17 protein-coding genes are annotated in these 19,058 nt (G+C 72.4%); 10 read left to right on the top strand and 7 right to left on the bottom strand.

The annotated features are described in order from the left end of the window. Positions 1–174 precede the first annotated feature (174 nt). From C1A17_RS08845 to C1A17_RS08835, 3 genes are all read right to left on the bottom strand, one after another. A complete protein-coding gene (locus tag C1A17_RS08845; RefSeq protein ID WP_245873612.1) occupies positions 175–774 on the bottom strand; it encodes a hypothetical protein in 600 nt (199 codons plus the stop codon). Positions 775–963: 189 nt separating this feature from the next. After that, a complete protein-coding gene (locus C1A17_RS08840) occupies positions 964–1,650 on the bottom strand; it encodes a response regulator (protein WP_101652655.1) in 687 nt (228 codons plus the stop codon). Continuing rightward, the gene (locus tag C1A17_RS08835; RefSeq protein ID WP_101652654.1) at positions 1,647–2,933 is read right to left on the bottom strand and encodes a sensor histidine kinase; all 1,287 of its coding nucleotides are present in this window, start codon (positions 2,931–2,933) and stop codon (positions 1,647–1,649) included. The genes C1A17_RS08840 and C1A17_RS08835 overlap by 4 nt, the downstream gene beginning before the upstream one ends. A gap of 132 nt (positions 2,934–3,065) precedes the next feature. On the opposite strand from C1A17_RS08835, the gene C1A17_RS08830 reads away from it, so the two are divergent. Continuing rightward, positions 3,066–4,229, top strand: a complete 1,164-nt coding sequence (locus C1A17_RS08830; RefSeq protein WP_101652653.1) for a CPBP family intramembrane glutamic endopeptidase — start codon at positions 3,066–3,068, stop codon at positions 4,227–4,229. Here the strand turns inward: C1A17_RS08830 and C1A17_RS08825 are convergent. Continuing rightward, complete coding sequence (locus C1A17_RS08825; RefSeq protein WP_101652652.1) at positions 4,216–5,664, bottom strand: serine hydroxymethyltransferase; 1,449 nt, start codon at positions 5,662–5,664, stop codon at positions 4,216–4,218. The genes C1A17_RS08830 and C1A17_RS08825 overlap by 14 nt on opposite strands. A gap of 502 nt (positions 5,665–6,166) precedes the next feature. Between C1A17_RS08825 and C1A17_RS14075 the strand changes: the two genes are divergently transcribed. From C1A17_RS14075 to C1A17_RS08795, 5 genes are all read left to right on the top strand, one after another. Then, positions 6,167–7,366 (top strand): sensor histidine kinase, encoded by a 1,200-nt coding sequence (locus C1A17_RS14075; RefSeq protein WP_180953261.1) that lies wholly within the window; start codon positions 6,167–6,169, stop codon positions 7,364–7,366. Continuing rightward, positions 7,354–7,998 carry a response regulator transcription factor gene (locus C1A17_RS08810; RefSeq protein WP_101652650.1) on the top strand — a complete coding sequence of 215 codons (645 nt, stop codon included), beginning with the start codon at positions 7,354–7,356 and terminating at the stop codon, positions 7,996–7,998. The genes C1A17_RS14075 and C1A17_RS08810 overlap by 13 nt, the downstream gene beginning before the upstream one ends. A 144-nt stretch (positions 7,999–8,142) precedes the next feature. Continuing rightward, on the top strand, positions 8,143–9,042 hold the full coding sequence (locus tag C1A17_RS08805; RefSeq protein ID WP_101652649.1) for a DUF4097 family beta strand repeat-containing protein: 900 nt from the start codon (positions 8,143–8,145) through the stop codon (positions 9,040–9,042). 77 nt (positions 9,043–9,119) lie between these two features. Next, positions 9,120–10,502 (top strand): amidase, encoded by a 1,383-nt coding sequence (locus tag C1A17_RS08800; protein ID WP_101652648.1) that lies wholly within the window; start codon positions 9,120–9,122, stop codon positions 10,500–10,502. After that, positions 10,499–11,917, top strand: coding sequence for an MFS transporter (locus tag C1A17_RS08795; RefSeq protein WP_101652647.1), 1,419 nt, complete (start codon positions 10,499–10,501; stop codon positions 11,915–11,917). Before C1A17_RS08800 ends, C1A17_RS08795 begins: the two co-directional genes overlap by 4 nt. Positions 11,918–12,182: 265 nt before the next feature. On the opposite strand, the gene C1A17_RS08790 is transcribed toward C1A17_RS08795, so the two are convergent. Both C1A17_RS08790 and C1A17_RS08785 read right to left on the bottom strand, forming a co-directional pair. After that, entirely contained in the window at positions 12,183–13,175 is a 993-nt protein-coding gene (locus C1A17_RS08790; protein WP_219618263.1) for an SDR family NAD(P)-dependent oxidoreductase, read from the bottom strand. A gap of 383 nt (positions 13,176–13,558) precedes the next feature. Next, a complete protein-coding gene (locus tag C1A17_RS08785) occupies positions 13,559–14,503 on the bottom strand; it encodes a PhzF family phenazine biosynthesis protein (protein ID WP_101652646.1) in 945 nt (314 codons plus the stop codon). A 128-nt stretch (positions 14,504–14,631) separates the two neighbouring features. Here C1A17_RS08785 and aqpZ point away from each other — a divergent pair, with 128 nt between their 5' ends. The 4 genes from aqpZ (at position 14,632) to C1A17_RS08765 (ending at position 18,034) form a co-directional block, all read left to right on the top strand. Continuing rightward, on the top strand, positions 14,632–15,414 hold the full coding sequence (gene aqpZ / locus C1A17_RS08780; RefSeq protein ID WP_101652645.1) for an aquaporin Z: 783 nt from the start codon (positions 14,632–14,634) through the stop codon (positions 15,412–15,414). 111 nt (positions 15,415–15,525) lie between these two features. Then, positions 15,526–16,416: an endo alpha-1,4 polygalactosaminidase gene (locus C1A17_RS08775; RefSeq protein ID WP_180953260.1), complete on the top strand. Its 891-nt coding sequence runs from the start codon at positions 15,526–15,528 to the stop codon at positions 16,414–16,416. A gap of 85 nt (positions 16,417–16,501) precedes the next feature. Next, positions 16,502–17,026 (top strand): isopentenyl-diphosphate Delta-isomerase, encoded by a 525-nt coding sequence (gene idi, locus C1A17_RS08770; RefSeq protein WP_101652643.1) that lies wholly within the window; start codon positions 16,502–16,504, stop codon positions 17,024–17,026. A 189-nt stretch (positions 17,027–17,215) separates the two neighbouring features. Next, positions 17,216–18,034 (top strand): enoyl-CoA hydratase/isomerase family protein, encoded by an 819-nt coding sequence (locus C1A17_RS08765; protein ID WP_101652642.1) that lies wholly within the window; start codon positions 17,216–17,218, stop codon positions 18,032–18,034. Positions 18,035–18,122: 88 nt separating this feature from the next. On the opposite strand, the gene C1A17_RS08760 is transcribed toward C1A17_RS08765, so the two are convergent. After that, positions 18,123–19,025, bottom strand: coding sequence for an amidohydrolase family protein (locus C1A17_RS08760; RefSeq protein ID WP_101652641.1), 903 nt, complete (start codon positions 19,023–19,025; stop codon positions 18,123–18,125). Positions 19,026–19,058: the final 33 nt, after the last annotated feature.

Raw genomic sequence — 19,058 nt, 5'->3', positions numbered from 1 at the left:
ACAGCGAGAATCAATCGGTGGGACAGTGAGGTCCGCATCCCGGCCGAGCCGTTCGGCGAGTCGCGGCCGAGGCGGCGCGAGCGCCGGCATCGCGCGAACTGTGGGATTTACGGCGGAGAGTGGTGGCATTGCAGGTACCACTCTCCGCCGGAACCACCACACTTCGGCCGGTGCTCACCCGCCGGCGGCGCGCGCCTGGCGGCGGATCAGGGTGCCGCGCAGGGCGCCGACGCCCACGAGTGCGAGCGTCACGCCCATCGCCATCGCGATGACCACCCAGTCGATGCCGAGGTCGGTCGACATCGTGAGCTCGTACACGACGATCGACAGCAGCGAGGCGAACACCGCCGGAACCGTCCAATTGGCCGACAGCCTCGAAGAGATCGAGATGAGCACGATCGCCCCGGCGGGCGCGGCCATGACGGACACCATCCAGACGGTGAGCACGACGAGCCCGGCGACGAGCGCCGAGGGCGGGCCGACGTAGGACTCCTCGACCTCCATCGGGTCGTGGGTGAGAGCGGCCGGCAGGAGCGCGAGCGCGAGCACCCCGAGGCACAGGTCGACGGAGAACATGACGATCGAGGGCTGGTCGTAGACGGAGCCGATCACCGGCCCGCCGAGCATGCTCACGGTCCCGGGGGTGAAGGCCTGCGTCATGTGGAACACCACCGACAGGGTGAGTCCGCCGGCGGCGGCGATCCACCACAGGGTCAGGGTCCGGGTGCGCGACCGCAGGGGGCTCGGCCCGTTCGTCGACACCTGTTCCGTCATGCCGACCACTCTACAAACCGCACCCGCTCACCGTGCGGGGGCCGACCCGGTGCGCCGGGGATCTCACGGGGAGTCCACATCCGGCCGGTGCCATCGTGCACTCCTGGAGCCACCGTGTACTCCTGGAAACATCGTGCACTCCCGGTGCCACTGTGCGCTCCCGGAACCGCGAGCACACGCCGGCGCTCCTCACCGCGCTTCGAGGACGAGGATCGCGAGCTGCACCCGGTTGGTCACCCCGAGCTTGTCGAACACCCGCGCCACATGGGTCTTCACCGTCGGCAGCGATACGAAGAGCTGTGCGGCGATCTCCCCGTTCGTCATCCCCGCCGCCACGCACTCGGCGATCTCGCGCTCGCGCGCGCTGAGCCCGGCGAGCGGGTCGGCCGGCGGTTCCGCGGCCGGGGCCGAGGCGCCGGCGAGGTCGACGAGGCGCCGCACCACGCTCGGGCTCATCGCGTTCGTCCCCGCGGCCGCCGAGCGCACGGCACCGATGAGCTCGGCGGGCGGAGTGTCCTTGAGGAGGAAACCGACCGCCCCGGCGCGGAGCGCCTCGAGGATGAAGCCGTCGGTGTCGAAGGCGGTGAGCACGAGCACCCGGGGTGCGCGGGCCGGGTCCGAGGCACCCTCCACGATCGCCCGGGTCGCGCCGATCCCGTCGAGGACCGGCATCCGGATGTCCATGAGGACGACATCGGGCGCCCACCCGGGCATCCCGGCGAGCGCCTCTTCGCCGTTGCCCGCCTCGCCGGCGACCTCGATATCGGGAGCCCCGCCGAGGATGAGGCGCAGGCCGGTGCGCATGAGCGGTTCGTCGTCGACGATGACGACGCGGATCCGTTCGGGTGCGGGGTTCTGGCCGTGGGGTGCGGTCATGCTCGTCGGTCTCCCGTCTCCCACGGCAGGGTCGCCGTGATGATGTGCTCGTCGTGTCCCGGGCCCGCCGGCCGCACCTCGAGGGTGCCGCCCACGAGCCTGACCCGCTCGTCGAGCCCGACGAGCCCGAGGCCGGACCCCGGCACGTGCGCCCGGGCGCCTTCCGGCGGCGTCCCGGCGACAGGATCGGCCGGCCCGGGGTTGCTCACCCGGAGCACCACCGCGCGGCGGGCCGGGCTGACCGTCACCCGGACCGGCGCGCCGGGCGCGTGCTTCCGCGCATTCGTCAGCCCCTCCTGGACGATCCGGTACAGCGTGTGGGCGATGAGCGTCGGCGCCCGGGAGTGGTCGGCCGGTGACAGCGGCGCCTCCCAGGTGATGTCGACCGGGGTGCCGGCCCGGCGCGCCTCGGCGGCGAGCTCCTCGAGGTCGAGGCGCGGCGCGGTGTTCTCCTGCTCCTCGCGGAGCACCGAGAGCACGGCGCGCAGGTCGGCCGCGGCGGCGTGGGCGGATTCGCGGATCGTGGCCGCGCTCTCCCGGACGTCCTCCGGGTCGGTCTCCGCCCGGTACTCGAGCGCGCCGGCGTGCATCGCGATGAGGCTGAGGCGGTGGGACAGGGAATCGTGCATGTCGCGGGCGATCCGCGTGCGCTCGGCGATCCGGGCGCGGTCCTCCCGCGCGGCGGATTCGGCCTCGGTCATCCGGGCCTGCGCGAGAACACGCTGCCGGTTCTCGCGGCGTCGCCTGCGGATCATCCCGATGAGCAGGGCGATCACCGGGATGACGAGGCTGAGCGCGAGGTACCCCCAGGCGAAACCCGGATCCCCGTCGACGCCGAGGAGCTCGGCGACGAAGGCGCCCACGACGTAGGTCACGACCGCCGCCACCGGCCAGGCGATGGAGCGGCGGGAGCAGTGGGAGACGAGGACGACCACCGCGAGCGGCACTCCGAGCGGGGAGAACATCCCGAGTGCGATGACGAGGAGGCCGCAGATCAGCGCCGACCGCGGCCCGCTCGCGGTGCCGAGCGGGTCGGCCTCCGCCGCGGAGTGGCGGAGGGCGAACGGGGTGAGGACGATCCCCGCGACCCCGGTCACGACCTGGACCAGGAACAGCGCGTAGGCCCGCTCCTGGGAAATCGGCTCCACTCCCGCCGCCACCGGGTCGATGTACGTCCAGACGGTGAAGAGGAGCAGGCCCAGGCCGAGGAGCACGCCGGCGACCATGATCGTCGCGACCACCGCACGGCGGGTCCAGGGGTTCGGAGCGGGCAGAGTCGTCATCCCCTCGATCCTAGGGCGCGCCCGGGCCCGGCCGCTGTCGTCCGAAGGGATGATCCGACATCATCCCTTCGCCGCGCGCGTTCACCCCGCTGACCGATACCGCGGGCGTGACGAGGCGCGAAGACTGAAGACATGAACGAATACATCGCATCCTCCGCATCCCTGACCACCCCCGCCGCCCGATCCTCGGCGGCCCGACCCGCGGCCGGCGCCGAGCCCGCCGCGGCACCCGGCTCAACCGCGGCAACCCCGGCGCCCGGCACCGCCGCCGCTGCGTCCGCCGCGCCCGTCCCGTTCCACCTGCTCGGCCGCGCGCACGGTTCCCACCGGTGGTGGCGCCCGCTGCTCACCCTGCTTGCCACCGGCGCGACCTACCTCGTCCTCCTCGTCCTCGTCACCGTCGGTTTCGGCATCGCCGCGCTCCTGCCCGGCGGCACCCCGATCATCGAGACCTTCACCGCAGGGGAGACGGACATGGGCGCTCCGATCGTCCAGCTCTACTCCCTGCTGACCCTCATCGTCCTCATCCCCGCCTGCCTCATCGGCGTCCGGTTGGGCGGCGGTCGCCCGGTCGGCTCGCTGCTGTCCGTCACCGGCCGGATGCGGTGGGGCCTGCTCGGCCGGTCGATGATCCTGTCGCTCGTGCTCATCGGCGCCTCGATGCTCGTGTCCTCGCTGCTGGGCCTGGGCGAACCGATCCCGCACCCGGTGATCGACGAGCGCACGCTCGTCGCGCTGCTCATCGCCCTGCTGTTCGTGCCCTTCCAGGCCGCCGCGGAGGAACTCGCGTTCCGCGGTGTGCTGCCGCAGGTCATCGGCGGCTGGCTGCGCCACCCCGCCTGGGCGTACCTCGCGCCGGTGCCGTTCTTCGTCATCGCCCACGACTACAACTGGATCGGCCTCATCGACATCTCGGTCTTCGCCGTCGCGATGGGTGTGCTCACCCACCGGTCCGGCGGGCTCGAGCTCGCGATCGGGCTCCACGTCGTCAACAACACGCTGATCTTCGTCCTCGCAGCCTTCGGCCTCGTCGACATGAACGTCACGGAGATCCAGGCGATCGGGGTCGCCGTGGCGGTCGCCACCACGGTCGTGTTCACCGCCATCGCCCTGTGGCGACTGCCCCGCTGGGACCGGACCGGCCGCACCAACCTGCCCGGCGGCTCCGCCCAGTCCGGCAGCGCCACTCAACCCGCCAGCGCCACCCAGCCCGGCACCCCGGTGCCGGCGATCACCGACCCGACCACCGGAGCCGAGGCGCCCGCCACCTCCTCGCAGCCCCTCAGCCGGCGGTGAAGTGCACCCCGGTGAACCCGGCCCGCCATGCCGCCACCTCGGCGGCAAGGGCGGAGGCCGGGTCACCGGCGCCATCCGCACCACCCTGATCGGCACCACCCGCACCCACGGAATCTCCACCCCGACCAGCACCACCGGAACCATGAGCACCCCCACCCGGGCCACGGCCGGCGAGTCCCGACTCGCCGGCCGTGAGTGCGCGCGCGATGAAGTCCGCGAGCTGCGGCATGTCGGCGACGGTGAGCCCGCGGCGAGCGAGCTCCGGTGTGCCGATCCGCAGTCCGTTCGCGTCGCCTGCGACCTCGGGCCCGGGGAGGCCGATCCCGTAGGCGAGGAGGTTCGCCCGCTCGAGGGCGGTCGCCATGACCGACCCGCCGCCGAACGGTGCGGCGAGGAGGGCGAACTGGTGCGAATCGGTGAAGCCATCCGCGCCCCGGAACGGCGCGATGCCCCGGGCGGCGAGCTCCTCGGCGAGGACGCCGGCGGTCTCCTGCATGGTCCGGGCGTAGTCGGCCCCGCACGCCTCCCAGTCCGCGAGCGTCACCCCGAGCGCGGCGACCGCGCCGACGTCGAAGTTCGCGGTGAGCCCCGGGAACGCGATCGCCTCGATGCGCTCGGCGAGCTCCGCCTCGTTCGTCAGCACGAGGCCGTGCACCGGCCCGCCGAGCGACTTGTACGTGCTCATCGTCATGAGATGGGCGCCCTCGGCGAGCGGATTCGCCCACACTCCGCCGGCGATCATCCCGGACACGTGGGCGGCGTCGAACAGCACCCGGGCTCCGACCTCGTCGGCGATCGCGCGGACCCGCGCCACCGGGTGCTCGAACAGGTTGAGGGAGCCGCCGAGCGTGATGAGCGCCGGCCGGGCCTCCCGGGCGAGCGCGGCGAGCGCATCGACGTCCACCGAGTAGCGCGCGGCGTCGACGGGCGCTTCGATCGTGGTGATGCCGTAGAGGCCGGCGGCCCCGTCGCGGTGGTGGGTGACGTGCCCGCCGATCGTCGCCGGCGAGGCGATGATCGAATCCCCCGGTGCGCAGGTCGCCATGAAGGAGTAGAGGTTCGCCATCGCCCCGGACATCACCCGCACCTCGGCGAAGTCGGCGTCGAACACCCGGCCGGCGAGCTCGGCGGTGATGACCTCGATCGCCTCGAGCTCGCGCAGCCCGGTCTCGATCTTCGCTCCCGGATAGCCGAGCGAGGTGCGCGGACCCATGCCCGCGGAGAGCAGCGCCTCGGCGCGCGGATTCATGACGTTCGAGGCGGGATTGAGGTTGAGCGCCCGGGTCGAGTAGTAGCGCTCGCTCTCGCGGGCGAGGTCCTCGATGGCCGCGGTGATCCGCGACGGTTCGGCGGAGTCGGCGAAGGTCTCCGCGGTCACCGCGGAGATGCGGTCCGTCGAGGCGGCGGGGAGCCAGGGACGGGGGAGCAGGCGCATGGGGGTCCTTTCGCGTGCCGGGGCCGGGATTCCGGTGCTCCTGTCATCCTCATCGAAGTCGATCCGAGTGACAATGGTCGCGTGGAGAACTCGTGCACGGCGGCGCAGCGGGCGATCGCGGGCGGGGAGTCGGGAAAACCTCACCCTCGGTTCGGCGGTCCGCTCCATGGTCGGCACGGGCGCAGGATCCGTACGGTGGCACCATGATCGAGAAATCCCCGACCCCGCGGCCCGACGCGCCGCCCGTCCACCCGTCCGCCGATCCCTACCCCGTGAGCTGCCGGCACCCGCCCCCGGGTACGCGGCGAGCGGCGCAGCCGATGCTCCGACCGCCGTCCTCGACGGGCCCGCGCCGAGTGAGGAGCCGAGCACCCACCGGGATGCCGGGCACCGCCCTCCGCCACCGGGGGACGCCGGCGTCCCGACGGCCGACGCGCGCCGCGCGGCCGAGCACGCATGGAATCCCGCCCCTCCCGGGCTCCTCGGCGTCGCCAACGTCATCGTGTCCGCGATCATCGGCATGTCCTGGCTGTGGTTCCCGGTCTCGATATTCTTCGTCGGGCTCGGCGGGCTGTTCGCCGCCGGCGCCGGCATCATCTGCCTCTTCCTGTGGTTCCTCATCCAGCGCGGCATCAACCATGTCGAACGACTGCGGGCCGAGGCGATCTACGCCGACGGGATCCCGGCGCCGGTCACCCCGCGCTCCGAGCGCACCGGCTTCGCCGGCTACCTCGAGACGCAGTGGCTCATCCTCCGCTCGAGCGGATTCTGGCGATCGACGGCCCATCACGTGGTCAAATCCCTCTACGGCCTCTTCGTCTTCGCACTCGTCCTCACCGGTGCCGGCTTCGGCGCCCTCCTCCTCGCCGGCGCCGTCAACCCCGTCGCAGCGGAGTTCGTGAGCTTCGGCGATCTGTCCGGCGGCGGCATGCGCCTGCTCAACGCCGTCGCGGGCATCGTCTGCATCCTCGTGGCGGCGGCGCTCCTGTGGTTCTCCGCGTACCTCGATCGGGCCCTCGACCGCGGGCTGCTCCCGCCCACCCAGGCGGCGGCGCTGCGGGCCGAGGTGCACACGCTCGACCGGGCGCGCGTCGGTGCCGTCGACGCCGCGACCGCCGAGCGCCTGCGGATCGAGCGCGACCTCCACGACGGCGTGCAGCCGATGCTCGTCGCGATGTCGATGAAGCTCGGGATGGCGAAGGCGAAGTTCGACTCCCACCCCGACGACTCACGCCAGCTCCTCACCGAGGCGCACGCGGAGAGCAAGCTCGCGATCACCGAACTGCGCCAGCTCGCCCGCGGCATCCACCCCGCAGTCCTCACCGACCGCGGACTCGATCCGGCGATCTCCGCGCTCGCCGCCCGCTCGGTGATCCCCGTCGACGTCCAGATCGACCTGCCGCGCCGACCGGGAGCGGAGGCGGAATCCGTCGCCTACTTCGTCGTCGCGGAGGCGCTGACGAACATCGCCAAGCATTCCGGGGCCACCCGCGCCCGGGTGAGTATCGTGGGCGATGGACGGACCATGCAGATCAGCGTCACCGACGACGGCCGAGGTGGGGCGCAGGTGAATCGCCTCGGCAGCCGCACCGGGCTGGCCGGTCTCGCCGACCGCGTCACCGCCGCCCGCGGAACCCTGTCCCTGACCAGCCCGGCCGGTGGGCCGACGACCATCGTTGCGGAGGTGCCATGCGCATCGTGATCGCCGAGGACTCCGTCCTCCCGCGCGAGGGGCTCGTCCGGCTCCTCACCGAGTTCGGCCACGAGGTGACGAGCGCCGTCGCCGACGCCAACGAGCTGCTCGCCGCCGTCAACACCGATCGCCCCGATCTCGCGGTCGTCGACGTGCGGATGCCGCCGACGTTCACCGACGAGGGCATCCGGGCCGCGGTGCTCCTCCGCTCGCAGAACCCCGAGACCGGCGTCCTCGTCCTCTCCCAGTACGTCGAGGAGCGCTACGCCACGGAGCTCATCGCGGAGAACACCGGCGGCTTCGGCTACCTCCTCAAGGACCGGGTGGCCGACGTCGACGACTTCCTCGGCGCGATCGACGAGGTCGCCGCCGGCGGCACGGTCCTCGATCCCGAGGTCGTCACCCAGATCCTCGTCCGCTCCCGCAAGCAGGACGGCCTGGCCACCCTCTCCCCGCGCGAGCGGGAGGTGCTCCAGCTCATGGCGGAGGGCAAGTCGAACGCGGCGATCGCCGGCACCCTCTACCTGAGCGCGGGCGCCGTGGAGAAGCACATCAGCTCGGTGTTCACGAAGTTCGGCCTCACCGCCGACACCTCGGAGAACCGCCGCGTGCTCGCCGTCCTCCGATTCCTCCGCGCCTGAGCCGACCCCCGGCTCCGCGCCGGCGCACCCGGGCCGCAGGCGGCATCCGCCCGCCGCGTCACTTCCCACCCTCGTTCTCTGCTCCACCGTCCCGAAAGGACACGCCATGTCATCCCCCCACACCCCCCCCCCGGCCCCGCAGGAATGGGCCCCGGTCCCCGCCGCGCCATCCGCGTCGTCATCGCGGTCATCGCCTGCATCGCCCTCGCCATCCCCCTCACCGGCGCAGTCGTCGACTTCGTCCAGCGCGTCAACACCCACGAGTTCTCCGAGACCACCGAGCTGCCGGAGACGATCACCGAGCTCGAGGTCGCCATGGACCGGGCGCGGGTGGCGATCGTCACCACCCCGTCGAACATCGGGCGGGTCGTCCTCGACTACCGGGGATCGAACGCCCGGACCCCGGCCGTCGAAGTCGACACCTCGGGCGGCGTCATCCGTCTCTCGCTCACCGGGATGCGCGAGGGCGTCGGCTTCGGCACCAACGACGAGGCCCGGGTCACCGTCGAGATCCCGGAGACCCAGGCGCGCGACCTCGATCTCACGAGCACCGCGACGTTCGCCCGCACCGATATCACCGGTGAGTACCGGGCGGTGACCGCGGAGACGACCTCGGGATTCCTCACTGCGGACGTCACCACCGGGACCCTGCGCATGAGCGCACGGAGCGGTGGACTCCGAGTGGCGGGCACTGCGGACGAGGCGTCCCTCGAGACGACGTTCGGCGGGATCGAGCTCGACGAGCTGTCGGTGGCGCGCACGCTCGCGCTCGAGACCCGCACCGGAGGGGTCGACGCCCGGCTGGGAACGGCGATCCTGCCGGTGGACGGCATCACCATCGACGTCACCTCCGGCGGCGTGGATCTCAAGGTGCCCGACATCATGGACGTCGAGGACACCGAGGCGGCCGGCTACCGGGTGAACGCCCGCTCGAACTCCGGTGCCGTGGACGTCGGCATCCGGGAGGCGGCGGCGTCCGAGGCGACCGTCATCCCGATCACCGTGCGGACGTCGTCGGGCGGGGTGAACATCGGCTACCTGTGAGGGTCCGTCCGGACAGCACCGGCCGCGCACACCGGGACCCCGGTGCGCGCGGCCGGCGCATGCGGTAGACAGGAGGCATGGACCTTCTCGCGATGAGCGCCGCCCTCGACTCCCGTGCCACCACCGCCCTCGATGAGGTGCGGACCGCGCTGCACGCCTGCGCGGAGGCGGGTCGGGAGCTCAACGCGGTCGTCGCGCCGCCGCACGTGCCGCAGGAGCAGGCCCGCCTCCTCGCCGATCGGGCGCGGGCGGCCGCCGACGACTCCGACGCGCGCCGTGCCGATGGGCGGGTTCGGTCCCGGCTCGACGGGGTGCCGTTCGCGGTCAAGGACGTCATCGACCTCGCCGGCGTCACGACGACGATGGGGTCGACCGTGCACCCGGAGGCCCCGGCCGCGGAATCCGCCGAGGTGGTGCGGCGGTTCGAGTCCCTCGGGCTCATCCCGGTCGCCAAGACGACGTGCCACGAGCACTCCTACGGCATCCTCGGGGAGGAGAGCGCGCACGGGCGCGGGGTCAACCCGCTCCGGCCTGGTCTCACCACCGGCGGATCGAGCTACGGCTCGGCCATCGCGGTGGCCGCCGGGATCGTCCCGGTGGCGATCGGCACCGATACCGCGGGCTCCGTGCGGGTGCCGGCGGCCTGTGCGGGGGTCACCGGGTTCAAGCCGACGCTCGACCGGGTGCCGACCGCGGGCGTCGCCCCGCTGTCGACTACGCTCGACACCGTCGGCTTCTTCACCCGCACCCCTGCGGACATGCGACTCCTGTGGGACGGGTTCGCCCCCGACGCCCTCGGCGAGGCCGCCGGACCGGCCTCCCGCCCCGGATCGCCGCTGGTGCTCGGTCTTCTCACGTCGCCGGAGGCCGGCACCGGGGCCGAGTGGATGGCCCGGCGCGTCGTTCCCCACCTCGACGGACTCCCGGGGGTCTCGCACACGGCGATCGACCCCGCCCCGTTCGCCTTCGACCGGATGCCCGGCATCTTCGCGCGGATCCGCGGGTACGAGACGTACCGCGTCCACCGTTCCGCGCTCGACACCGGGCGCCGCGACTTCCAACCGCAGGTGCTGCGCAATCTCGAGAACGACGCGCACATCACCGACGCCGAGCACGCCGCCGCCTTCACCGAGCTCGCCGCGCTCCGCGAGGCCGCGCTCGGCGCACTCGTAGGGGTCGATGCGCTCGTGCTGCCGACGATCGGCACCGAACCGGTGCCGTGGGACAGGGCCGACCAGGGTGTGCGCAACCGGTTCCGCCTCTACACCCAGCTCATCAACCTGCTCGGGTGGCCGGCGATCTCCGTGCCGGTCGACCTCCTCGGCGGGCGCGGGGTGCCCGCGGTGCGCGACGGGGAGTTCCCGGCCTCGGTCCAGCTCGTCATGGCTCCGGGCAGGGACTCCGCCCTCCTCGACCTCGCCGTCCGTCTCACTGCAGCCGGCCTCCGGTCCGCAGGATGACGGGTTCCGCGCGAGGGGCGACCGCCGGATCGGCTGCCCGCGCGCGTGCGCGGCTCGGGGTCTCCCTCTTCTTCTTCCTCAACGGGTTCCTTCTCGCCGGCCTCCTCACCCGGCTCCCGGAGGTCAAGGGACTCCTCGGACTCGGCACGGTGGAGTTCGGCTTCATCCTCGCCGCGATCCCCGCCGGCTCGATCGGCGCGGCCGCGCTGCCGGCTCCGCTCATCCGCCGGTTCGGCGCCGCGGCGGTGGCGAGCGTGGGCACGATGCTCCTCGCCGCGGTCTTCGTGCTCGTCGGAGCGGTCACCGTCCTCGGACCCGGTTCACCCCTGTGGCAGGGCGGGGAGGGCTCCGGGGCGCCGGGCGGCGTCCCCGGCTGGGTCGCGGCGGTGCCGTGGATCGCCGCCGGTCTCATCGCCCTCGCCGGGTTCCTCGACGCGGTCGCCGACGCCGCCCAGAACGTCCACGGGCTCGCCGTCGAGCAGGAGCGCGGTTCGCTGATCTTCAACTCCCTGCACGCGATCTGGAGCGTGGGCTCGGTGTCCGGGGGCGGGTTCGGCCTCCTCGCCGCGGCGCTCCACATCCCGCTGTGGGCGCACCTGAGCGCCACCGGCGCGCTCGGCATCGCGGCGGCGGCCTGGGCGTGGCGGCTGTCGGGTGCGGCGGGGGACGGCGGTGCTCAGCGGCGGATCCGTGCGGACGACCCGGAGGAGGGAGCCGCGCCTCTGATCAGCGACCCCGGTGTCACCGCGGTGGACGATGGCGTGGCGTCGCACGAGCGGGAGGGCCTGACAGCGGCTGCGGCGCGGGACGGGAAGGAGTCAACTGCCGGAGCGAACGCCGTGCCGTCGAAGTGGACGCTGCTCGCCGGCGTCATCGCCCTCGGACTGCTCGGCGCATTCGTCGAGGACCTCGGGATGAACTGGTCCTCGCTGTACTTCAGCGAGGTCGGCGGGGTCGGCGTCGAGCTCGCCGGGATCGCCTTCGTCGTCGCGCTCAGCGGTCAGCTCATCGCCCGGTTCAGCGCCGATGCACTCACCGCCCGGATCGGACGCACCGGGGTCGTGCTCTCCGGCGGCGTGCTCGTCACCGCGGGCATGCTGCTCGCGATGGCGGTCGCCCAGCCATGGGCGGTGGTCGTCGGGTTCTTCCTTTCCGGGTTCGGCTCCGCGACCTTCATCCCCACCGCCTACGGGGCGGCCGGGACGATCCCCGGGTTCAGCCACGGCATGGGGATCACGCTCGCGAGCTGGGCCCTGCGGATCGCCATGCTCGCCTCGTCACCGGTGCTCGGACTCACCGCCGGTGCTCTCGGACTGCGCTACGCCCTCGTCGTCACCGTTGTCGCCGGCCTCGGTGCCGTCGCACTGGCGATGTCCCCGGTGCTGCGCCGGAGCACCGGGGACGGGCGGGGCTGACCGACGAGGTCCGGGATGAGCCTTCGAGCGGCCCCGGTGCCGATGACCAGCGGCGGCAGACGACGGTACGGACGACTGGTCGGCCTGCCGCTGATGACGGTCTGCGGGACGCGGCGGGTTCCGCGCGGACGACTGGCGGAGCGAGCGGCGACGGTTCTGTCAGGTGCGGTGTCCCCGGGCGCATCGGGGAGACGCCGACGCCGGCCGGGATCGACCGGGACCGTGCCTGTCCGGCTCATTCGCCGGGCTCATCTGTTCGGCCGGCTCACACGTCGTCGGGAAACCCGGTGTCAGCCGCGTAGGCCTCGATCTCGTCGAGCGCGGCCAGCCGTGACGTGAACTCGCCGCGGGCGGCGGCGAACGCCTCGGGACCGAGCGGCAGGTGGAGCGGCTTGTCGGGTCCGTGCGCGAGCCCGACGAGGATCTCCGCAGCGCGGACCGGGTCGTTGGCCTGGCGGCCGGAACGGGCGCGGTACGCCTCGAACTCCTCGGCGAGGATCTCGGTGTAGGCGGGGTGCTCCTCGCCCCAGTCGTGCGAGCGGCCGGAGAAGTCGGTGCGGAACGGGCCGGGCTCGGCGAGCGTGACGACGATGCCGTGCGGGGCGACCTCGAGGGCGAGCCCCTTCGACAGGCCCTCGAGCGCGAACTTCGAGGCGGAGTATGCCGCGGCACCGGGGCTCACGCGGAATCCCGCGACCGAGGACATCTGGACGATCCAGCCGGAACCCGCGTCCCGCATGTGGGGGAGCACCGCACGGGTGAGCTCGACGACGCCGAACACATTCGTGTCGAAGAGTCGCCGCAGCTGGTCCATGCTCCAGGACTCGACGGCCCCGCGCAGGCCGTAGCCGGCGTTGTTGACGAGGACGTCGATCCCGCCGAACGCCGCGATGGCCGCGTCGACGGCCGGGGCGATCTGCTCGGCCCGGGTGACGTCGAGCGCGGCGGCGCGCACCGAGCCGGGGAACTCCGCGACGAGGTCCTCTAGAGTCTCCGGGCGGCGTGCGGTCGCGAGCACCCGATCGCCGGATGCTGCGGCGGTGCGTGCGATCGCGAGCCCCAGACCGGAGTTCGCGCCGGTGATGAACCAGGTCAGCGGGGCGCGCCCTGGAGCGTCGGAGGGAGAGGAACCGGGAGCGCTGGTGGGCTGCCCGGTGGTGGCGGAGTTCGGCGTGCCCGACGACCCGGCGGCGGGGGTTGCTTGGGAGTCCCTGGCGGAGTCAGCGGGATCGGCGGCGGGGTCCGGAGCAGTCATCATGCCTCCTCGGCGTCGGAGCGGGTCTTCAGAGTACTGCGCGAGCGGTGGGCATCCGGGTGCGATAGGTGCGCGAACGCAAGTGATGCCTGCGTATCACGGTGCGCCCCGTCGCAGTCCGCCCGGCACATCGACCTGCCATCTCTGCTCGATCTCCGCCCGATCAACCTGCCGCTTCTGCCCGATCCGCGTCGAACTGCCACGCGTGCTCGGTTCTCGGTGCGGAAATCGAGCACAAGTGGCAGTTCGACCGTGCGATCGAGCATGAGGGGCGGTTCGGCGAGGTGAGGTGCCCGTTCGCGCGTCGCGGGGCCTGGGCGTCACACGGCGAGGGCGTCGGAGCGACTGCGTACCACCGAGCCGACGCGTCTCGACCCGCCCGCCCCTCAGCCGAGGTCGGCGGTGCCGATGAGCACGGTGCGGGTGCTGCCCGACACCCAGATGTCCGCACCGACCTGCTCGATCCCCACGATCCCCGTCCGGCCCACCTGGGTTCCCTGGGAGGCGGTGTACGTGGTCGGCGCCCGCCCCGAACCGATGAGCCACTGCGCCAGCCCCACATTGAGGCTGCCGGTGACCGGATCCTCGGGCACCCCGTAACCGGGGACGAAGGCGCGCACCTCGAAGTCGGCTGGCCTGACGGGGTCGTACGCGGAAGCGTCGGGTACGCCGGCGGGTCGTTCGGCCTCCGGATAGGCGCCGATGACGCCGAGTTTCAGATCCCCCATGCGCGTGAAGTCCGGGGTGAGGGACCGCACGAGCGCCGCGTCGCGCAGCAGGATGCCCAGCCAGCCGGGCCCGTTGTCGACCCAGCTGCTCGCAACGACATCGTTCTCGTGCAGACCGAGGGCGGCGATCGCCTCGCCGAGAGTGCCTGCGTCAACGGGACCCGAGCGCACGAGCGGAGGCGCCGCAAAGGCGATCCTGCCGCCGGCCCGGGGCTCGGCGGCGACCTCGGCGGGGGTGACCGTGTCGCCGACGCGCAGGGTGACGAGGCCGGCTCCGCACTCCTGGACGAGCGTGCCCGCCGCGCGCGGGACCCCGCCGTTCTCGAGCCATGCGTGGGCCGAGCCGAGTGTCGGGTGCCCGGCGAAGGGCAGCTCCCTGCCGGGGGTGAAGATCCGCAGCCGGTAGTCGGCGTCTGCGGAGGTGGGCGGCAGGAGGAACGTCGTCTCGGAGAGATTGGTCCAGCGGGCGAAGGCGGCCATCGTCGCGTCGTCGAGCCCTTCGGCGTCGTGGACCACGGCGACGGGGTTGCCCCCGAGCGGGGTCATGCCGAAGACGTCGACCTGGCGGAAGGAGCGGAGGGGTGCGGAAGGGGATGCGTTCATGCGACCACTGTATTCCGGCCCTGGACGCGGCGGTGCGCGCCGAGGTGCCCAAGCGCCCTACGGAGGAGTATCCTGGGGCCGACTCCGAGCGCGGTCGCCTCACCGCGGTCCGAACGAAAGGTCGAACGATGAACTCCCCTTCCCTCGTCTCCAAGCTCGCCGCCGAGTTCCTCGGCACCTTCGTCCTCGTCTTCGGCGGCTGCGGATCCGCGATCTTCGCGGCATCCGTCATGGACACCGACAACGGCGTGAACATGGGCATCGGCTTCCTCGGCGTCGCCCTCGCCTTCGGACTCACCGTCGTCGTCATGGCCTACGCCGTCGGCCACATCTCGGGCGGGCACTTCAACCCCGCGGTCACGCTCGGGGCCGCGCTCTCCGGCCGCCTGCCGTGGCGCGATGCGCTGCCGTACTGGATCACCCAGCTCGTCGCCGGAATCGTCGCGGGAGCCGTCCTGCTCGCGATCGCCACGGGCCGGTCCGAGTTCTCGGTCGCCGAGAACGGCTTCGCGACCAATGGCTACGGCGAGTTCTCGCCCAACGGCTACTCGCTCCTCGCGGTGATCATCTGCGAGCTCGTCCTCACCGCGATCTTCCTCTACGTCATCCTCGGTGCGACCGACAACCGGGCGCCGGCCGGGTTCGCCCCGATCGCCATCGGGCTCTCGCTCACCCTCATCCACCTCGTGTCGATCCCGGTCTCGAACACCTCGGTCAACCCGGCCCGCTCGCTCGGCGTCGCGGTGTTCGGCGGCGGCGACGCGCTCGCGCAGGTCTGGGTGTTCTTCCTTGCCCCGCTCGCTGGTGCCGCGATCGCCGGCCTGACCTATCAGTTCCTGTTCCCCAACACCTCCGAGGTGATCCAGGAGCGTCCGGAGCCGGTCGACGGCGTCGAGCGCCCGGTCGTCTGAGGACCACGGTCGTGGCGCAGCACCCGGACAGCGCGACGATGGACCTCCACCGGACTCCGATGATGCCGGGAATCGGGCCGTGACCGACACCGGATCCGTACCGCGATGCGCGTGAACGGACTCCTCCGTGTCTGCGCGGTCGGTCTCGCGGCGAGCGTGCTCACCGTCGGCTGCGCCATGGGCGACGGTGCCGGCCGAGGCGCCGATGGTGCGACGGGGGCGACCCCGGACACATCCGCCTCGGGGGACGTGCCGGAGGCCTCGCCGTCCGCAGATGGAGCCGGCCCGTCGGCCGGCGCGGCCGTCACGCCGCCGCCTGCCGGAGCGAGCTTCCACATCCAGTACGAGGGCGCGGTCGACCTCGGGCTCCCGGTCGACGTCTACGACCTCGACGGCGAGGAGACTGAGGAGGCCGATGTGCGCTCTCTGCTCGACCGCGGGGTCTATCCCATCTGCTACCTGAGCATCGGGACCGTCGAGGACTGGCGGGCCGACGCGGCGGACTTCCCGCCCGAGGTCATCGGGAAGGACTACGCGGAGTGGCCGGGGGAGCGGTGGCTCGACATCCGTCGGCACGATGTCCTGCTGCCGATCATGGAGCGCCGGATCGAGTCCTGCGCCGACAAGGGCTTCCGCGCGATCGACCCTGACAGCATCGACGTCTTCAGCAACGATTCGGGATTCGACCTCACCGCGGAGGACGCGGTCGCGTACCTGCGCGCGGTCGCGGAGATCGCGCATTCCCACGGGCTCGCGATCGGGCTCAAGAATGCCGGGGAGATCGTGCCCGAGGTCGTCCAGACCGTTGATTTCGCGGTGCTCGAGCAGTGCATTAATCTCGGGGAGTGCGACCTGTACCAGCCCGTGGCCGAGGCCGGGAAGGCGGTGTTCGACATCGAGTACGTCGGACGTCTCCCCGAGGTCTGCGCGGCCGCCCCGCCGGGCTTCACCGTCGTCCGCTCGGACCTCGAGCTCTCCGAGGCCATCCGGCGCTGCGAGTGATGTCCGAGCCCTCCGCTAGGGTGGGATGACCGACGTGGCCGAGGATCCGCGCGGTGCGCGCTCCCCGAACCCTGGAGGTCCGACCATGGCCGGCACCGAAGAGCTCGTCGTCCTCCTCGCAGACGACGGCACCCCGATCGGCACCACCGCGAAGGCCACGGTCCACGACGCCGACACCCCGCTCCACCTCGCCTTCTCGTGCTTCCTCCACGACGACGCCGGCCGAGTCCTCATGACCCGGCGTGCCCTGGGTAAGCGCACATGGCCGGGCGTGTGGACGAACTCGTTCTGCGGCCATCCGGGTCCGGGTGAGCCCTTCGCCCGCGCCATCGAGCGCCGGGCGCGCGAGGAGCTCGGCTGCGAGGTCTCCGACATCACCGAGGTGCTGCCGGACTTCCGCTACCGCGCGGTGGACGCCTCGGGTGTGGTGGAGAACGAGATCTGCCCGGTATTCACCGCTCGTCTCGTCGGCGAGCTGCGGCCGAGCACCGCGGAGGTCGCGGAGTTCGCGTGGCTCGCCCCGGAGGATCTGGGACGGGCGCTCGACGCCGCCCCATTCGCCTTCAGCCCGTGGCTCGCCGAGGAGTGGGCGCAGCTCACCGACGGCTGAAACCGGGGGATCGCAGCTCACCGTCGGCTGAGACCCCGTGCGCCCAGCGTTGCCGCCGCAGGCGAGGCCCGGACCGGGTCGGGCCGATCTGATCGGGGCGGGCGCCGGCCGGCCGCCGGCAGTCGTCCCGCGGTGCCCGGCATGTGATCCGCGCCACGTGCACGCGCGCCGGATCACTATTCTGGACCCATGGATACCGACACCGACACCGCCGTCCGTCTCGACCGTCCCGAACCGGGGATCGCCCGCCTGACCTTCTGCCGGCCCGAGCGGATGAACACCGCCGACATCGACCTGATCACCCAGGCCAAGGCCGCCCTCGCCGAGGTCGACGCCGACCTCGACCTCCGGGTGCTCATCCTCACCGGCGAGGGCCGGGCGTTCTGCGCCGGCCTCAACCTCACCGGGTACGGGGACGAGGCGCTCATCGAGGAGCAGGGCCAGGTGCCGCGCTCGATGGCCCGCCAGAAGGAGATCGCCGACCTCGTCGCCCGGATCCGCGGACTCCGCGTGCCCGTCATCGCCGCGGTCAACGGCGCCACCGCAGGCGTGGGGCTGTCGATGCTGTGCGCCTCGGACATCCGCTACGGAGTGCCGGATGCGAACTTCGCAGTGGGCTACATCCGCGCCGGCTTCTCCGCGTGCGACATGGGCCTGTCCTGGCTGCTGCCGCGGATCGTCGGGGCCGCCAGGGCGCAGGAGCTCATGCTCACCGGGCGACGCTTCACCCCGGCCGAGGCCCAGCAGTTCGGGCTGCTCGCCGACGTCGTCGAGCCGGAGGCGCTCATGGACCGGGCGCTCGAGACCGCCCGGCAGATCATGCAGAACGCCCCGATCTCGGTGGAGTTCACCAAGGAGGGGCTGTGGAAGTCCCTCGAGATCCCGTCGTTCGAGGCCGCCGTCGAGTTCGAGAACCGGCAGCAGATCTACACCGCGATGACCGAAGACCGGGCCGAGGCGACGGCGTCCTTCCTCGAGAAGCGCGCCCCGTCCTACCGGCGCCGCTGAGCCCGGGCCCGCCCCGCACAGGCCACGGACCGGCCGCAGACCGACCGCGCACGGACCGACGGACCGCGGATCACCGGCCCGGACCCGGTCAGCCGATCCCGAGCAGCCGGGCGCCGTTGTCCCAGAGCGCCGCGCGGAGCCACGGATCGCCGAACCCGTCCGACTCGTCGCCGAGCCGGCATAGCGCCTGGAGCTGGTGGGCGTAGGGGTAGGGGATGTTCGGGAAGTCCGAGCCGAGCACGATCTTCTCCCGCAGCCCCGGCAGACGCTCCCGGTAGGCGGCGTCGAACGGCGTCGTTGCATTCGTGAAGTCGGTGTTGAACATCGTCGTGTCGAGGTGGACCCCCGGGTACTGCTCGGCGAGGTCGGCGAAGGCGTGGTACTCCGGCATCCCCATATGGGCGATGACGAGCCGCAGCTCGGGATGCCGGGCGAGGACCGCGGCGACCGCCTCGGGTCCGGTGAACTCTCCCGGCAGCGGGGCCGAGCCGGCATGGATGACCACCGGCACCCCGGCCCGCGCGATGGCCGTCCATGCCGGCACGAGGAGCGGGTCGTCGGGGGAGAAGGCGCCCACCTGGATGTGCACCTTGAAGAGCTGCGCGCCCGCCTCGAGAACCCGTTCGACCTCCTCGCCGATCCCGGACTCCGGGTAGAGCGTGGCGCAGTGGAGGACGTCCGGATGCGCGGCCGCGAACTCCGCGTTCCAGTCGTTGAGCCATGCCGCCATGCCCGGCTTGTGCGGGTAGGTCAGCGCCGGGATGCGGGCGAGGCCGAGGTCCCGGGCGATCCGCAGCCGGGTCGCGGTGTCGTGCCGATAGGTGATCGGCCAGGGCCGGCCGGTGCGCTCCGCGCTGCGGTCGAAGTAGTCCCAGACCTTGGTGAGCATCCGCTCCGGGAGGAAATGGACGTGGATGTCGGCGAGCCCCGGGAGCCCGAGGTCGGCGATGAACCGCGGCACGTCCGCGTCGTCGCGGGGTTCGATGATCATGGGGACACTGTAGCGGCGGCGGGTGCGGGACAA

This window comes from Brevibacterium ihuae (assembly GCF_900184225.1).
Lineage (GTDB): Bacteria > Actinomycetota > Actinomycetes > Actinomycetales > Brevibacteriaceae > Brevibacterium > Brevibacterium ihuae.
Note: the sequence above shows the minus strand (reverse complement) of the source record. Positions and strands in the feature narration are given on the sequence as shown.